A 14,100-nucleotide genomic window follows, 5' to 3' on the forward strand; every position below is an offset into this window, starting at 1 on the left:
CCAGCGTGGCAGAGGCGGCGACGGATCCCGCGCTCCGCACTTTGCCACAGCGTGCCGTTCACAACTTCTGATAGAGTTTCAACAGGCCGGGTTCAAGGCTCGTTAACCAAGCTTCGCGATTGTATCGTGGTGCTCGGTTCGATCACGAGTTGTTATCGGACGAGCGCAGTCGAGCAGGATGCGGCTGAAGTCGATGGCGTTTTCCCTGTTTGCGTTCCTCAGCGCATCACCGCGCCTGGCCGCACGCCCATCCGGCAGTGCTCGGACCGTCCTGACGCTTCTCGCCTGCGCGCCGCTCCTCGCCGGTTGCATGTCGAGCCCCCCCGCGGATGTCCGGGCGCGAAGTGCCGGACGTGACGCAGACGGGCTCGATCCAAGAAGGCCTGCCGGCCACGGTGGTCGCCGCCGCACAGGAGGAGGCCGGACGCACCATGCGCCTCGGCCTCGCGAATTACCGACTGAATGTCGGCGACAACTTCGAAGTCTCCTTCCTGATCGATTCCAGCGTCGTTCAGCCGACCTATCGATTGAACCCGAACGACGAGTTCGACGTCGATTTCCGCACGCATCCCGAATTCAACCGTTCCGTGATCGTCCGGCCGGACGGCCGGATCTCGCTGCCCGGCAAGAACGGCATCAAGGTCGCGGGCCTGTCGCCGGAGGCGGCCGCCAGAGGCGCGACCGTCATGAAGGTCGGCGCCTTGTCGTCCACCGTCGCTTCCCTCTCCCGACTGCCTTCGGGGGCCACCCTCCCCCGCAAAGGGAGGCGCGGGAGCCGAGGAGCCAGCGCCTTCCGATGGAGACGCGCGACCGTCCAAACCCTTCAGGAGCGGAGACGCCCCCACCCCCCCGGCAGCACCTGGAAGGCAGCGTTCTTTGGAGCGCGCCTTTCCGTCAAATCCCGCGGAGTCCGAGCATGAGCGCCGTCGGCCTCAGCGTCCTGATCGTCACCTACAATGCCGGCCGGGACATCGAGACCTGCCTGCAGTGCCTGGCGGCGAGCCGGATCGACCGCCCCTACGAGGTGATCCTCGTCGACAACGCCTCGAACGACGGCACGCCGGAGCGCATGGCCATTGCCTTCCCCTGGGTGCGGGTGATCGCCGAGCGGACCAATCACGGCTTTGCGGGCGGCAACGCCGTCGCCCTGGATCACGCGCGCGGCGCCGCGATCCTGCTCCTCAACCCCGACGCGTTCCTGCGTGACCCGGGAGCCCTATCCGACCTGCTCGCCCATCTCGACGCGCACCCGGATGTCGGGGCGGTCGGCCCGCGGCTGATCTTCCCGGACGGGGCGCACCAGGTCGGCGATGCCAGCTACGAGCCGCGCCCGCTCTCGATCCTGGTCCACACCGCCGGCCTTTCCGGGCGCCTCGGCCTGCGCGGCCTCTACCTCGCGAGCCGTCAGCCCCGCGGCAGGGCCGCGGTGGAGGTGGACTTGGCTCTGCGGCGCCTGCCTGCTCCTGCGCCGGTCGGCGATCGATGCCATCGGCGGGCTGGGGAGCCCGATGTTCCTCTACGGAGAGGACGTCGATTGGGGCTGCCGGCTGCGCGATGCCGGCTGGCGGGTCGCCTACTGTGCGGGGATCGCTGTGGTCCATCTCCAGGGCGGTTCCGGAAGCATCCGCTCGGCCCGCTGGCTCGACGGGCTGGCCGCCATCTACAGCCTGCGCAACGCCGGCCGGACCCTGTCGTCGCCCGCCTTCTTCTCGGGTCCGCTGCGGCTCTGCTTCATCCTGCGAGCCCTGGCCTATGGGCTGGCGGCCCGGCTGGGCGGTCAGCCCGATCTTGCCCGCAAGGCCGAGGTCATGCGCAGATTTTCCGGCCACCTGCGCAGTCTTCGCCTCTGATCGACCGGCCCGGCACGGCCGCTTGCGAATGAACACCCTGTGGTAGCCCTTGAGAGGCCCCTGCGTCGGCCGGAACAGAAGCTCCCAGAACTTGCCCAGGACGATGTTCTCGCCATGATAGAACGGCTGCCCGTCGAAACTGTAGGTGAGGTGTTCGAACCGATCAGTTGGGAAAAGCCGCTTCCGCGTCGCCTCCGTGTTCATCGTGTAGAGCGGCACGAACGAGTCGATCTCGACCCGCCGCGGCTCGACGAGGCGCATCACTCGGGCGTGCAGCCGCTTCGGGACGAGCCGCGCCCCGATCCCGACATAGCCCCCGCGATTGGGCGTCCCGGCGTACAGCCAGCCGCCCGGCGCGAGAACCCGGCCGAGTTCCGTCGCGGTGACCTCGGGATGCTCGATATACTCGAGGACCGAGAAGGCCGAGATCAGGTCGAAGCTCCCGTCCGGAAATGGCAGCACCCCGTCGTGACCGATCAGCCTGACCTCGTCGGCAGACCTGTTGCCCAGGACCGCCTCGTCGACGTCGCAGGCCACGACCTGGGCGAAGCGCCCCCGGAAGTCCCCGAGGTGCCACCGCAATGGGACCGGGTCATCGCTCCACTTCCCACGCCCGGCGCCGAACTCCATGACCCGCATGTCCGGCCGGAGCAGGGCGTTGACGCCCACGATGTACTCCATCCGGTGATCGTGCCGGGAATAGCCTCCGGCTCCCATCTCCCGGAACAGCCGCTGTTCGACCGTGACCATGCCTCAGGCTCCTCTGGACGTGTCGCGCCCGCGGCGCGTGTGAAGGCGGCGGGGCCGGACGGGCCTCGGATCGCTGAACGGCCGGATCAGCCTGATGATGCTGGCCGCCTTTGCGGGCGCGGCCGAACTCGGCCAGTTCACGGCCGGCTTCCGGTTCTTCGAATTGGGGGCCGCGGTGGCGATCACCCTGTGCACGCCGCTCGTGCCGGTCTTCGGTCGAGCCGTCGGCTCCCTGGCCGACGGACGGTCCCCGGCCGACACGGCCGCGCTGCGCGCCCGGGTGCGCGCCGCGCTGGTTCCGATCCTGGCCGCATCCGGCGCGGGTGCGGTGGCGGCCTGCGCCCTCGCCGACCCGCTCATGCGCCTCGTCTTCGGGCCGGATTTCTCCGGCGCCATCCCGGTGCTCCGCATCGCCGTCGGGATGAGCGTCCTGCTGATCGCCGCCACCATCTTGTTCGCGGGCCTCGTCCCGCTAGGTCGGACCGGCGTCGCGGTACGCGGGAGCGCGGCGGCCTGCGCCACCAACCTCCTCGCCTGCGCGCTGCTGATCCCCTGGGATCCCCTGCTCGGCGCGGGCCTCGCCGCTTTGCTCACCGAGACCGCGATGCTCCTCGTCCTGGCCCACGCCTTCTGGCGGGAGGCCGGACCGCCGCTGACCCTGGCCGACCTCCCGACGCTCGCGGCGCCGGGCCTCCTCACCGCCCTCGCCTGGGCGGCCGGACCCGCCGTCCTGGCACCCGTGACGGTGCCCGCCGTCGCGGCCCTCTCGGCCGCCCTCGCCGGGTGGCTGTGCCTGCGCCGCGTCCCAACCGATCCCCTCCCCCTCCCGCTTCCGGAAGCCTCGTCATGAGCGATGGACCCGTGCTCTCGGTCATCATCCCGACCTACAGCCGCGCCGACACGCTGCGCCTGTGCCTCCGGGCCTTCGACGGGCAGCAGACGGAGGCGCCCCTCGAGATCGTGATCTGCGACGACGGCTCGACCGACCACACCGGCACGGTCGTCAGCGGCGCCGTCGCCACGGCCCGGGTCCCCGTGGTGCATCTCCGCCAGGAGAATGCCGGGGCCAACGCGGCCCGCAACCGCGCCATCGCGGCCGCGCGGGGCGAGCGCCTTCTGATCGTCAACGACGACACCATCCCGGTGCCGAGCCTCGTCGAGGCGCACCGCCTCGCCCATGCGCGGCGGGGGGACGGGAGACCGCGATCCTCGGGCGGATGACCATCGACCCGGCCCTGCCGTTCTCGCCGTTCTCGGCGCTCCACCACGACGCCTCCTACGATGCCCTGGCGGGCCGCGACGCGGTCGGCTGGGACGCATTCCTGACCTGCAACGTCAGCGTCGACCGGCGCTTCCTGCAGGAGGCCGGGGGCTTCGAGCCGAAGCTGTTCTGGCACGAGGATATCGAGCTGGGCGAGCGGCTGGCCCGGCGCGGCATGCGCCTGTTCTACGCCCCCGAGGCCCGGGGCTATCACCACCACCTCCTCGACGCGGCGGCCTATCTGCGGATCGCCGAGCGCGAAGGTGCGGCCCTGGTGCTGTGGTACCGCAAGCGCCCGGATCTCGTCGTCGATCTCGGCCGGCTCGGTCTGGTCGGGCCGCCGCCGCTCGGCGCGGCGGCGCGGCACCGGGTGGCCGACCTCGCGATGCCGCAGGCCCTTCTGCCAGGCTGGCAGATGGCGGCCCGCGCTGACGCGGATCAGCCCCGAGGCCGACCGCACCGTGTGGCGCCGTCTGTTCCAGCGGCGCAAGCGCCTCGCCATCGCTCGGGCGCTCGCAGCATGAGGCGGTCCCGCACGGTCCTCGGCGGCGCCCTGGTTACGATGATCCTCCCGGTCCTGGCCGCCTGCGGGCCTGCCGACGCGCAGGTTCAGCAGAACATCCTGGTCGATCCCGCCGGCGGCACGAAGCCCGGCTACACCACGGTGGCGCGCCTCGCCGACGTACCCTTCGCCACGCTCGGTCCCGGCTCGATCGTCCTCATCCGCGGCGGCAGCTACGGCGACGTCGTGTTCGTCGGGTCACGCGGAACCGCGGCGGCGCCCATGACGGTTGCGGCCGAACCCGGCACGCAGCCGCGCCTGTCCAACTCGGTGGTGTTCGAGAACGCCGCCTACGTCACCGTCACGCGCTTGACCGTGCAGGGTGCCGTGAATTCCGGCTTCATCATCCGCCGGGGATCGAGCCACGTCACGGTGGCGGGCTCGACGGTGTCCCGGTCCGGCCTCGGCATCTGGATCGGCGACGGATCGGGAGCGGGACACCGGATCACCGGCAACACGCTCGCCGACAACCAGACCCACGGCGTAGCCGTCGACGTGATCAACGCGCCGCAGGAGGAGCCGAGCTACATCCTCGACAACACCGTGACCGGCAACGGCATCCACGGGATGGAGATCAACGGCTCCGGCTACGTGGTCGAGGGCAACCGCGTCTCGGGCAACGGCGTGGGAATATCGGACACATCCGGCATCCATGTTTTCGCCAAGGATGCCGCACAGGACGCCGGCGACCGCAACACCATCCGATACAACATCGTCACCGGCCAGAAGGAGACGACCGGCCAGGACGGCAACGGCATCCAGATCGACCAGTGGTGCGACGGCAACATCGTCGCGTTCAACGTCGCGGCCGACAATGACGGCGCCGGGATCAACCTGTTCGACGCCGGCTCCAACACGGTGGTGAACAACACCACCACCGGAAACATGCGCGATTCCGGCGGCAAGCACGTCTATCGCGGCGAGATCGTGCTGGCCTCCGACTAAACCAAGCGGATCGACCGGACGTCGAACAACCGGGTGCTCAACAACATCGCCTCCGCGACCCGGCCGAACGTCGCCGCAATCGTGGTCGAGGCGACCACCACCGACAACGACAACGCAATCGGCCCGAACTTCCTCGGCAGCGCCGTCGGCGCCCCGCTCTACCGCTGGGGCACGCAGACCACCCGCGACGGCGCGAGCCTGCCGCTCGACGGCCAGGGTCCCGACCTCATCGGCACGCCCGCCTTCCGCGCTCCCGCGAGCCCCCTGGCCGGCGGCCTCGCGCTGACCGCGTCCCCTGCCCGCGCCGGCATCCCGCTCGGCGCCACCCGCGACATTGCCGGCCGGGCCTACGCCCCCGGTGAGGTCCCGACCTTCGGCGCCTACAGGAGCCCGTAACATGCTTCGCATCGGCATCGACGCGCACGTGCTCACCGGCAAGTCGCAGGGCGGCCGGACCTGGCTCGTGAACATCATCGGGCGCGCCGCAGCGCGACACCGGGACGCCACCTACGTGGTCTATTCCGGCGATCCGAAAGCCTGCGCCCGCCTTGTCTCGGGGGACAACATCGAGCATCGGCGGCTGCCGCGGGTTCCCGCGACCGTGCGGCTGACCCTGGTCTGGCCGTGGCTGTTCCTGCGGGACCGGCTGGACACGCTGCTCACCACCTCCATCGCGCTGCCGCTGGTGCCGGGCGACCGCCAGGTAGTTGTGGTCCACGACATCCTGTTCGAGACGCACCCCGAGTTCTTCCCCCGGTCGATGCGCTGGCGGAACAAGATCCTGACCCGACCCTCGACGCGGCGCGCCAAGCTGGTGCTGACCATCTCGGACTACAGCCGCGACTCCATCGCCAAGGTCTACGGCATCGAACGCGACCGCATCGCCGAGGTGCGCTGCGGCTCGACCCCGCCGCAGGCGGTCACGGAGCGGACGCCGCTCGCGGACGGGCGCCCGTACCTGCTGACGGCCGGCCGTCAGGAGCCGCGCAAGAATCTCGGCCTCGTCCTCGATGCCTTCGCGCGGCTGCCCGCGGGCGCGGCCCGGCTGATCGTGGTCGGCAAGGGCGACGGCGAGCGGCCCGAGACGCTCGACCGCCTCGCCCGGACGCCGGACGCGGTCCACATCGCCGGCATCGACGACCGGGGCCTCTCCGACCTCTACGCCCGGGCCGCCCTGGTCTTCCCGAGCCGCGGCGAGGGCTGGGGGATCCCGGTCCTCGACAGCCTCGCCCGCGGAACGCCGGTGATCGCCTTGAGCCTCACGGCCATCCCGGAGGCCGGCGGCAGCGCGGCGAGCTACTTCGATCCGGACGCGCCCGATCGGCTGGACCGCCTCGCCGGCCTGATGGGGGCGGCGATCGAGGGACGGTTGCCGTTCGACGCGGGCGCCGCGCGGGCGCACGCGGCGCGCCACGACTGGGACGGACCGGCCGCCACCTTCGTGGACCTGATGCGCGACAGCTTCACCGCCCGCACGCATCTCCGGGACCTGATCCTGGCCGCGCCGAACCTGCGTGGGTGACGCGACCTGAGGTCGTCGGCCTGCCTATCGTGCGGCCCCGAGCGCGCCGACTGGCGGATCGGCGGGCACTTCGTCGGCGATGGGTTCCTGGATCAGCGTCCAGTAGCCGAGCGCCGCCACCAGGGCGATCACCGCTCCGGTGATGAACGCCATCGAGAAATGGCCCGTTCCGCCGACGATGAAGCCCGTCACGGTCGGCGCCAGGGCGCCGCCGATGTAGCCGCCGAAATTCTGCATGGCGCCCAGGGACGCCGTGCAGCTCGCCGGTGCCGCCACGGAGGCCATCGCCCAGGCCGAGGACGAACTCACGTAGACGAGGAAGAGCGAGGCCGAGATGCAGGCGACGGCGAGGGTGTCGCTCGGCGTCAGGGCCGCCACCACCGTGCAGGCGGCGGTCGCCACCAGGGAGGCGACCATCGGGATCTTGCGGCTGCGTATCGGATCGACGCCCCGGCGGACCAGCATGTCGACCACGCGGCCGCCCAGGATCCCGCCCAGGACCCCGAAGGCGAAGGGGATCGAGCCGACGAGGCCGGTCTTCTGCAGGGTGAAGTGCCGCTCGATCTCGAGGTAGCTCGGCAGCCACGCGGTGTAGAGCCAGGTCATGTAGATGCAGCCGAAATAGCCGACGATCATTCCCCAGCTGGTCCGGAAGCCGAAGAGCCGGCGCCACGCGCTCCAGGTGACCGGGCGGCTGGCATTCGGAGCATCGCCCTCTTCCAGGAACGCGCGTTCCCCCGGCGTCAGGTCGGTCTCGCGCGGGTTGCGGAAGACCCCATAGACGATCGCGGCGAGCACCAACCCGACCCCGCCCATGATCACGAACATCGCCCGCCAGCCGAAGCTCACCATCAGGAAGGTGAGCAGCGGCAGGGCGAGGAAGGTCCCGAGCGAGGAGGCGCAGTTCCAGATCCCGGTGGCGGTGCCGCGCTGGCGGATGTTGAACCAGTCGCGGGAGACCCGGGCGCAGGTCGGAAAATGCGGCGCCTCGCCGATCCCGAGCACGATCCGCGCGCTGACGAACTGCCAGAACGACGTCACCGCGCCGCCGAGTATCTGGCCGAACGACCAGCAGGTCAGGCCGAGCGTTAGCGTCAGGCGCGGTCCGAGCCGGTCGGCGAGCACGCCGGCGGGCAGCTGGGCGAAGGCGTAGGCCCAGAGGAAGGCCGAGAGCAGCAATCCCATTTCGGGGATCGAGAGGCCGAGATCCTCCCGGATCAGCGGGTTGGCCACCGCCAGGGTGGCCCGGTCGACGTAGTTCACGACGCCCGCCGTCACGAGGAGGGCGAGCGAGATCGTCTGGATGCGGCGCACGCGCGGCGTTGCGGCCAGGGCCATCGTGTCCTCCCCGTGAGACGGGCCCCTTCGGGGTCTCCGCGGCCGGCCGGTCCTTCGCGACTCGTGACGGCCGGGCGCATTCTGCACCGAACGCCGCCGGACGGAAGGGCTTTCGCCCCTCGCCTCCCGGCGCCGGGCGTCGTAGACCGCCCGCTTCGTCACCTTTCGAGTCCGCCCGTTGCGCCTGATCCAGATCACCCACCACGACCTCGACGGCTACGGGGCCTCCACGGTCGCCGCGGCCTGCGCGACGGTCGAGCGCGTCGTCCACGTGCCCCGCTACAGCGATGTCGGCCCGGTGTTCGAGGACGAGATCAAGCGCTTCGGCCGCGCGGCCGAGAGCGAGATCCTGCTGATGACCGACCTCGGCCTGGAGGAGCAGACGATCGCGGGCCTGAAGAAGTTCGCCGCGATGAACCGGCGCCGTGAGGACGGGCAGAAGCATCGCCTCGTGGTCCTCGATCATCACGCCTCGTCCCTCGACCAGATGCGCCGGTTGGGCCTGGAGGCGACCGCGGACGCCAACCGCCCGGCGCTCCATCGGATCGACCTGGGCGATCCGGAGATCGCCGTGCTGATCGAGGACGACATCTGCGCCACGCGGATGTCCTTCGACCACCGGTCGCTGTTCGCGGACCGCGAGCCCGAGATCGACCTTTCGTGCCTGCTGTCCGCGGTCGATGCCGTCGACCTGTGGCGCAAGGAGAACCCCGCCTTCCGCGGCGGCCTCGCCCTGGACGAGATGTTCTGGGAGGTCGTGTCGAGCTACGTGCCGGTCGGCCATCCCTGGCACGACCGGTTCGTCTCCGACATCCTCCTCGCGGCGGCCGCCGCCCTGCGGGACGGGGCGAGCCCGGCCGAGCTGGAGCGCCGCGCCCCGGAGATCCGCACCGGCGTGGTCGACGCCCTGCTGCGCGACGCGCCGGACGACGACCCGGCGCTGACGACGCGCATGCGCCTCGCCCGGGCGCTCGCCCGGTCGGATTCCCTGTTCCGTCCGCTGAAGGACGGCACGCTCCTGTCCTTCGCCCTCGATTCGGGCACGTTCCAGCGGGTCTCCGACCTGATCATGGATGCGGGCCGGGCGAAGCGCGTGGTCAACGTCCAGCGGATGGGCACGCTGTCGTTCCGGTCCAACGACGGCACGGCGCTCGACGGCGCCCGCCTGTTCCGCGGCGGCGGCCACCGCGACGCGGCCGGCGGCCGGCTCCAGAGCGGCTCGGCCTTCTCGATGTCGGACGCGATCGCCCAGGTGGAGCCGGTGCTGAACCCGGAGAAGCCGGCGGGCGCGGACAGCCCGTTCGCGGCGCTCAAGAACTGGAAGGGGTGAGCGGTCTACGGCCCCGTCGCCGCGGGCGCGGCGACGGCGGCGTGGCTAGAGGCGGAAGTCCTCGCCGAGGTAGAGCCGCCGCGCATCCGGGTTCGCCACGATCTCCTCGGGCGTGCCCTCGGTGAGGATTCGGCCGGAATGGGCGATGTAGGCGCGGTCGATCAGGCCCAGCGTCTCGCGGACGTTGTGGTCGGTGATCAGTACGCCGATGCCGCGCTGCTTCAGGTGCTTCACTAAATCCTGGATGTCGCCCACCGCGATCGGGTCGATGCCCGCGAAGGGCTCGTCCAGCAGCATGAAGGTCGGCGAGGAGGCGAGCGCGCGGGCGATCTCACAGCGCCGCCGCTCGCCGCCCGAGAGGGCGATCGAGGGCGCCTTGCGCAGGCGCGCGATGTCGAACTCCTCCAGCAGCGAATCGAGCTTGCGCGCCCGCGCCTTCCGGTCGGGCTCGACCACCTCTAGCACCGCGCGGATGTTGTCCTCGACGGAGAGGCCCCGGAAGATCGAGGCCTCCTGGGGCAGGTAGCCGATGCCGAGCCGCGCCCGCTGGTACATGGGCAGGTGGGTGATCGGCAGACCGTCCAGGGTGATGTGGCCGCGGTCGGCCGCCACGAGCCCGGTGATCATGTAGAAGATCGTCGTCTTCCCGGCGCCGTTCGGCCCCAGCAGCCCCACGGCCTCGCCGGTGCGGACCGTCAAGCCGGCCTCGTGGACCACCGTGCGGGCGCCGTAGCTCTTGCGCAGGCCGCGCACGCTAAGGATCCCGAGTCCGCCCTCCTCGGCCGCGGACCAGCCGTCGGCCTCGGAGGCGGCGCCGTCCGGTTGCCGCGCCCGCCGGCCGAACAGACGGCCGAGCCAACCCGTGCGGCCCGCCGGCTCCTGCGGGCCTGCCTGGAACGCCACGGCGCCGCTCAATCGACCTGCGCCTTCGGCCTGGGTGGCGGCTGCGCGCAGCCCTTCGCCTTGCCGTCCTTGGCGTCCGCCTTATCGCCAGGCACGAACAGGGCCGAGACACGGCCCCCCGCCACCGGGTCCATGTTCGCCCGACCGGTGTTCATGTCGTAGACCAGCCGCTGTCCGCGGGTGACGTTCTGGCACTGGCTCAGGACGACGTTGCCGGTGAGCACGATCCGCTTGGCATCCTGGTCGAACACCGCGTGGTCGCCGGTGGCGACCTGATCCTTCTGCACCACCGTCACCGGGCCGGCGCAATCCACCTTCTGGATGCCGTTCTCGGCCGGATTCCGGGGCGGCGCCGAATCCGCACCGTCGTCCTTCGCCTCGGCCTTGACCCCCTCGGCCTTGGTACCTTTGCCGGGTCCGTCCTTGCCGCGCTTGTAGGTCACCGTCATGGTCGAGCAGCGGATCGTGCTGTCGCCCTGCACGGCCACGACGTTACCGGCGAACACCGCCTTGTTCTCCCGGTCGAACACGTCGAGCCGGTCGGCGTCGATCTTGATCGGGTCTTTGCCGCTGCCGCCGATATTGCCGAAGGGCGAGTCCTTGCGCGCCGGCTTCTCGGCCAGGGCCGGGCCGGCGAGAACCAGACCGGCCGCGAAGGCCGCGCCGAGGATGCGGTGGGCGCTCATCGGCGGCCGTCCGCGGCTTCGGCATCCGAGGTCAGGATGCGGCCCGTCGCCTTCTCCGCCGGATCCTCGTTCACGATGACCACGTGCACGTTGCCCACGAAGGAAATCCGCTTGCCGCTCTCGACCACGTCCAGCGTGTCGGCATTCACCGTGGCCCGCGGGCTCGACACGGTGACGGGCTCCTGCGAACTGATAGCACCGGTTTTGAATGCCACGGCAGCCGAGCGCAGGCGCGCCTCTTCGCCCTTGTCGGTCCAGATCCGGATATCGTCCTTCAGGTCGAGGGCCTCGCGGGCGGTATCGAACAGGCCGGAGGCGGCCGAGATGCGTGCGATACCGCCCTGGTCGTCGGTGGCGATGTGGCCGCGCATCTGCTGCAGTTCGATCTGGCTCGGCTTGCGGACGTCCTGCAGGGCGGCATCCGCCGTGACCTCGTAGCCGCGCGTGCCCTGACGGAAGCCGGCCAGACGGGGGTTCTCCATCCGGACCTTCGAGCCCGCCAGCGTCACCGGACCGACCGAGACGTCCGGCAGCCGAGCCGCGAACGGATTGAACAGGTAGGCCAGAAGCAGCGCCACCGAGCCGCCGGCGGCCACGGGAATCAGGCGTCGCATCGTGCGGACGCGGTCGCTGTGGCGGTACGCCCGCGCATGCGCCCGGGTCCGCGCCGCCGCGACCGCCTGTCCGTTGCCGGCTTCAGCCTCGACCGGGTTCATGCAGCGTCCGTGAGGCGCGCTGGAAGCGCGCACGAGAGGGATCGGCTCAGACGCCTGCGGCCCCCACCGCGCCCGCGCCATCGGCCGGGCAATGAGCCCAACCGGTGGCGAAGTTATGGCTCTACCATTTCCGAATGATCAACCGAACCTGCAATCGTCCGGCTTGGATGTGTGTGGAGACACACGCAGCGCGCAGTCGCACGGCGCGTGTCTCCGTAGTCCTACGCGCCGTGCGCCGCCGCCAGGGCCGCCGCCACCGTCCGGGCGAAGGCCGCCGGGTCGCGCGGGCTGTCGCCATCCTGGATGCGGGCGAGGTCGAGCAGCGTGCCGGCGGCCTGCGCCAGATCCGATTCGGGCGCCGCGGCGAGGGCGCGAATCAGCGGGTGACGCGGGTTGATTTCCAGGACAGGCTGGCCGGCGCCGGCCCGACCGGCCCGGCGCATGAGCCGTTGCATCTGCAGGTCAGGTCCGCCCGTGCCGGCCGACAGGACGACGGCCGAATCGACCAGCCGATCGGTGACGCGCACGTCAGAGACCTCGGTGCCGAGCGCCGCCTTCACGGCCGCCACGAACGCGTCGATGCCCTCCGGCGCCTCCGGCTGCTCGCCCTCGAGGGCGAACTTCGACAGGTCGAGGCCGCCCTTCGTGATCGAGCGGAGGGGCTTCTCCTCGAAGGTGCCGAGCTGGTCCGGCCAGAAGGCGTCGACGTGGTCGGAGAGCAGGAGCACCTCCAGACCGCGCGCCTTGAAGCCCTCGAGCTGGGGCGACGATGTCAGCGCCTCGGCATCGTCGGCGACGAGGTAGTAGATCGCTTCCTGGCCGTCCTTCATCCGGGACACGTACTCGGGCAGCGACGTCCAGCCCTCCACCGACGATGAGCGGAAGCGCAGGAGCGGCGCGATCTCGCCCCGGCGCGCGAAATCCTCGTAGATGCCCTCCTTCAGGACAGCGCCGAAATTCTCCCAGAACGGCTGGTATCCTTCGGCATCCTTGGCGCGGCTGGTCAGTTCCGACACGACGCGGCCGGTGACCGCCCGGCGGATCCGCGCCAGGGCGGGCGTCGATTGCAGCATCTCGCGGGAGACGTTGAGCGGCAGATCCTCGGTATCGACCACGCCCTGGACGAAGCGCAGCCACGGCGGCAGCAGCTCGGCCTCGTCGGTGATGAACATCCGCCGGACATGCAGCCGGACCTTGCTCTGGCGGTCGTTGTCGAGGGCCTGGAACGGCTTGGAACCGGGGATGAACAGCAGCGCAGAGAATTCGAGCTGCCCCTCCGCACGCCAATGCAGCGTCGCCCAGGGCTTGTCGAAGTTCATGCCGACGGAGCGGTAGAACTCCTCGTACTGCTCCTCGGTCACTTCGGACTTCGCCTTGCGCCAGAGCGCGGTGCCCTGGTTGGCCGATTCGTCCTTGCCGTCGCGCACGACGGCGATCGGCACGGTGATGAAGTCCGCCCATTTCCGCACGAGGTGATCGAGCCGGTAGGGCTCCAGATACTCGTCGGCATCCTCCTTGAGGTGCAGGACGATGTCGGTACCGGGCTCCGCGCGGGTCGCCGGCTCCAGGGTGTAGCTGCCCTGGCCCTCCGAGGCCCAGGCCCAGGCCTCGTCGCTGCCGGCGCGGCGCGACGTGACGGTGACCCGGTCGGCCACCATGAAGGCCGAGTAGAAGCCCACGCCGAACTGGCCGATCAGGCTCGGGCGGTCCTCGGCCTTGGCGGATTCCAGCGTCTGCGAGAATGCCCGCGTGCCCGAGCGCGCGATGGTGCCGAGGTTGGTGGCGAGATCCTCCTTGGTCATGCCGATGCCGGCATCCGAGACGGTCAGGGTCCGCGCCTCCTTGTCGGGGGCGATGCGGACCTTGGCGTCCGGCGGCAGGGCGCTCGCCGCCGAGGTCAGGGCCTCGAACCGACGCCGATCCATGGCGTCGGCGGCGTTGGCGACGAGTTCGCGCAGGAAGATCTCGCGGTCGGAATAGAGAGCGTGCACGACGAGGTCGAGGAGTCGGCCTACCTCCGCCCCGAATTCGTGCCGCTCGATCGTCTCGCTCACGGGTGATGCCTCCGCATGGGGGAAAATGCGGGGGCGATATGCTTGCGAACGCCGCCGTTTTCAATGCGGACGACGCCCGGGGCGCCCCAACGGCTTCCCAAGGCGGCATCCGTCCCCAGAAGCGCGCGTCCGGACACGGTCGCCCGCGCGGCGGCGATGAGGAGGTCCGGGGCCGACGATTCT

At 70.7% G+C, this 14,100-nt stretch carries 14 protein-coding genes and 2 pseudogenes; 9 read left to right on the plus strand and 7 right to left on the minus strand.

The window, feature by feature from the left end; genetic code table 11:
* Positions 1–353: 353 nt before the first annotated feature.
* Together ACXJKQ_RS03895 and ACXJKQ_RS03900 are read left to right on the plus strand one after the other, a co-directional pair.
* A complete protein-coding gene (locus ACXJKQ_RS03895; protein ID WP_457104463.1) occupies positions 354–920 on the plus strand; it encodes a polysaccharide biosynthesis/export family protein in 567 nt (188 codons plus the stop codon).
* Positions 917–1,240: pseudogene (locus ACXJKQ_RS03900) on the plus strand (glycosyltransferase family 2 protein); the annotation flags it as partial. The gene ACXJKQ_RS03895 and the pseudogene ACXJKQ_RS03900, both read left to right, overlap by 4 nt.
* On the opposite strand, the gene ACXJKQ_RS03905 reads toward ACXJKQ_RS03900, so the two are convergent.
* Positions 1,217–1,351, minus strand: coding sequence for a hypothetical protein (locus ACXJKQ_RS03905; RefSeq protein WP_457104578.1), 135 nt, complete (start codon positions 1,349–1,351; stop codon positions 1,217–1,219). The pseudogene ACXJKQ_RS03900 and the gene ACXJKQ_RS03905 sit on opposite strands and share 24 nt — an antisense overlap.
* Here ACXJKQ_RS03905 and ACXJKQ_RS03910 point away from each other — a divergent pair.
* Complete coding sequence (locus tag ACXJKQ_RS03910; RefSeq protein WP_457104464.1) at positions 1,311–1,850, plus strand: glycosyltransferase family 2 protein; 540 nt, start codon at positions 1,311–1,313, stop codon at positions 1,848–1,850. The genes ACXJKQ_RS03905 and ACXJKQ_RS03910 overlap by 41 nt on opposite strands.
* Positions 1,851–2,174: 324 nt before the next feature.
* Here the strand turns inward: ACXJKQ_RS03910 and ACXJKQ_RS03915 are convergent.
* Positions 2,175–2,600: pseudogene (locus tag ACXJKQ_RS03915) on the minus strand (class I SAM-dependent methyltransferase); the annotation flags it as partial.
* Between the two features lie 94 nt (positions 2,601–2,694).
* On the opposite strand from ACXJKQ_RS03915, the gene ACXJKQ_RS03920 reads away from it, so the two are divergent.
* From ACXJKQ_RS03920 to ACXJKQ_RS03940, 5 genes are read left to right on the plus strand one after another with little or no spacing between them, the layout of a single operon-like run.
* Positions 2,695–3,450 (plus strand): lipopolysaccharide biosynthesis protein, encoded by a 756-nt coding sequence (locus tag ACXJKQ_RS03920; protein ID WP_457104465.1) that lies wholly within the window; start codon positions 2,695–2,697, stop codon positions 3,448–3,450.
* A complete protein-coding gene (locus tag ACXJKQ_RS03925) occupies positions 3,447–3,821 on the plus strand; it encodes a glycosyltransferase family A protein (protein WP_457104466.1) in 375 nt (124 codons plus the stop codon). Before ACXJKQ_RS03920 ends, ACXJKQ_RS03925 begins: the two co-directional genes overlap by 4 nt.
* On the plus strand, positions 3,818–5,368 hold the full coding sequence (locus ACXJKQ_RS03930) for a right-handed parallel beta-helix repeat-containing protein (protein ID WP_457104467.1): 1,551 nt from the start codon (positions 3,818–3,820) through the stop codon (positions 5,366–5,368). The genes ACXJKQ_RS03925 and ACXJKQ_RS03930 overlap by 4 nt, the downstream gene beginning before the upstream one ends.
* A gap of 33 nt (positions 5,369–5,401) precedes the next feature.
* Complete coding sequence (locus ACXJKQ_RS03935; protein WP_457104468.1) at positions 5,402–5,764, plus strand: hypothetical protein; 363 nt, start codon at positions 5,402–5,404, stop codon at positions 5,762–5,764.
* Position 5,765: 1 nt separating this feature from the next.
* On the plus strand, positions 5,766–6,890 hold the full coding sequence (locus ACXJKQ_RS03940) for a glycosyltransferase family 4 protein (RefSeq protein WP_457104469.1): 1,125 nt from the start codon (positions 5,766–5,768) through the stop codon (positions 6,888–6,890).
* A 24-nt stretch (positions 6,891–6,914) separates the two neighbouring features.
* Here the strand turns inward: ACXJKQ_RS03940 and ACXJKQ_RS03945 are convergent, their stop codons facing one another.
* Positions 6,915–8,228: an MFS transporter gene (locus ACXJKQ_RS03945; RefSeq protein ID WP_457104470.1), complete on the minus strand. Its 1,314-nt coding sequence runs from the start codon at positions 8,226–8,228 to the stop codon at positions 6,915–6,917.
* Positions 8,229–8,406: 178 nt separating this feature from the next.
* Between ACXJKQ_RS03945 and ACXJKQ_RS03950 the strand changes: the two genes are divergently transcribed.
* Positions 8,407–9,558 (plus strand): dimethylmenaquinone methyltransferase, encoded by a 1,152-nt coding sequence (locus ACXJKQ_RS03950; RefSeq protein WP_457104471.1) that lies wholly within the window; start codon positions 8,407–8,409, stop codon positions 9,556–9,558.
* A gap of 45 nt (positions 9,559–9,603) precedes the next feature.
* On the opposite strand, the gene lptB is transcribed toward ACXJKQ_RS03950, so the two are convergent.
* The 4 genes from lptB to htpG form a co-directional block, all read right to left on the minus strand.
* Positions 9,604–10,461, minus strand: coding sequence for an LPS export ABC transporter ATP-binding protein (gene lptB / locus ACXJKQ_RS03955; protein ID WP_457104472.1), 858 nt, complete (start codon positions 10,459–10,461; stop codon positions 9,604–9,606).
* 8 nt (positions 10,462–10,469) lie between these two features.
* Entirely contained in the window at positions 10,470–11,147 is a 678-nt protein-coding gene (locus ACXJKQ_RS03960) for an LptA/OstA family protein (RefSeq protein WP_457104473.1), read from the minus strand.
* Positions 11,144–11,863, minus strand: a complete 720-nt coding sequence (lptC, locus tag ACXJKQ_RS03965) for an LPS export ABC transporter periplasmic protein LptC (protein ID WP_457104474.1) — start codon at positions 11,861–11,863, stop codon at positions 11,144–11,146. The genes ACXJKQ_RS03960 and lptC overlap by 4 nt, the downstream gene beginning before the upstream one ends.
* A gap of 221 nt (positions 11,864–12,084) precedes the next feature.
* Positions 12,085–13,917: a molecular chaperone HtpG gene (htpG, locus tag ACXJKQ_RS03970; protein WP_457104475.1), complete on the minus strand. Its 1,833-nt coding sequence runs from the start codon at positions 13,915–13,917 to the stop codon at positions 12,085–12,087.
* Positions 13,918–14,100: the final 183 nt, after the last annotated feature.

Source organism: Methylobacterium sp. P5_C11 (genome assembly GCF_054049775.1).

Coding starts and splice junctions, on each gene's coding strand:
- ACXJKQ_RS03910 (WP_457104464.1), top strand. CDS start 1,311: ATGCCAGCTACGAGCCGCGCCCGCTCTCGATCCTGGTCCACACCGCCG.
- ACXJKQ_RS03920 (WP_457104465.1), top strand. CDS start 2,695: ATGATGCTGGCCGCCTTTGCGGGCGCGGCCGAACTCGGCCAGTTCACG.
- ACXJKQ_RS03925 (WP_457104466.1), top strand. CDS start 3,447: ATGAGCGATGGACCCGTGCTCTCGGTCATCATCCCGACCTACAGCCGC.
- ACXJKQ_RS03930 (WP_457104467.1), top strand. CDS start 3,818: ATGACCATCGACCCGGCCCTGCCGTTCTCGCCGTTCTCGGCGCTCCAC.
- ACXJKQ_RS03940 (WP_457104469.1), top strand. CDS start 5,766: ATGCTTCGCATCGGCATCGACGCGCACGTGCTCACCGGCAAGTCGCAG.
- ACXJKQ_RS03945 (WP_457104470.1), bottom strand. CDS start 8,228: ATGGCCCTGGCCGCAACGCCGCGCGTGCGCCGCATCCAGACGATCTCG.
- ACXJKQ_RS03960 (WP_457104473.1), bottom strand. CDS start 11,147: ATGAGCGCCCACCGCATCCTCGGCGCGGCCTTCGCGGCCGGTCTGGTT.
- lptC (WP_457104474.1), bottom strand. CDS start 11,863: ATGAACCCGGTCGAGGCTGAAGCCGGCAACGGACAGGCGGTCGCGGCG.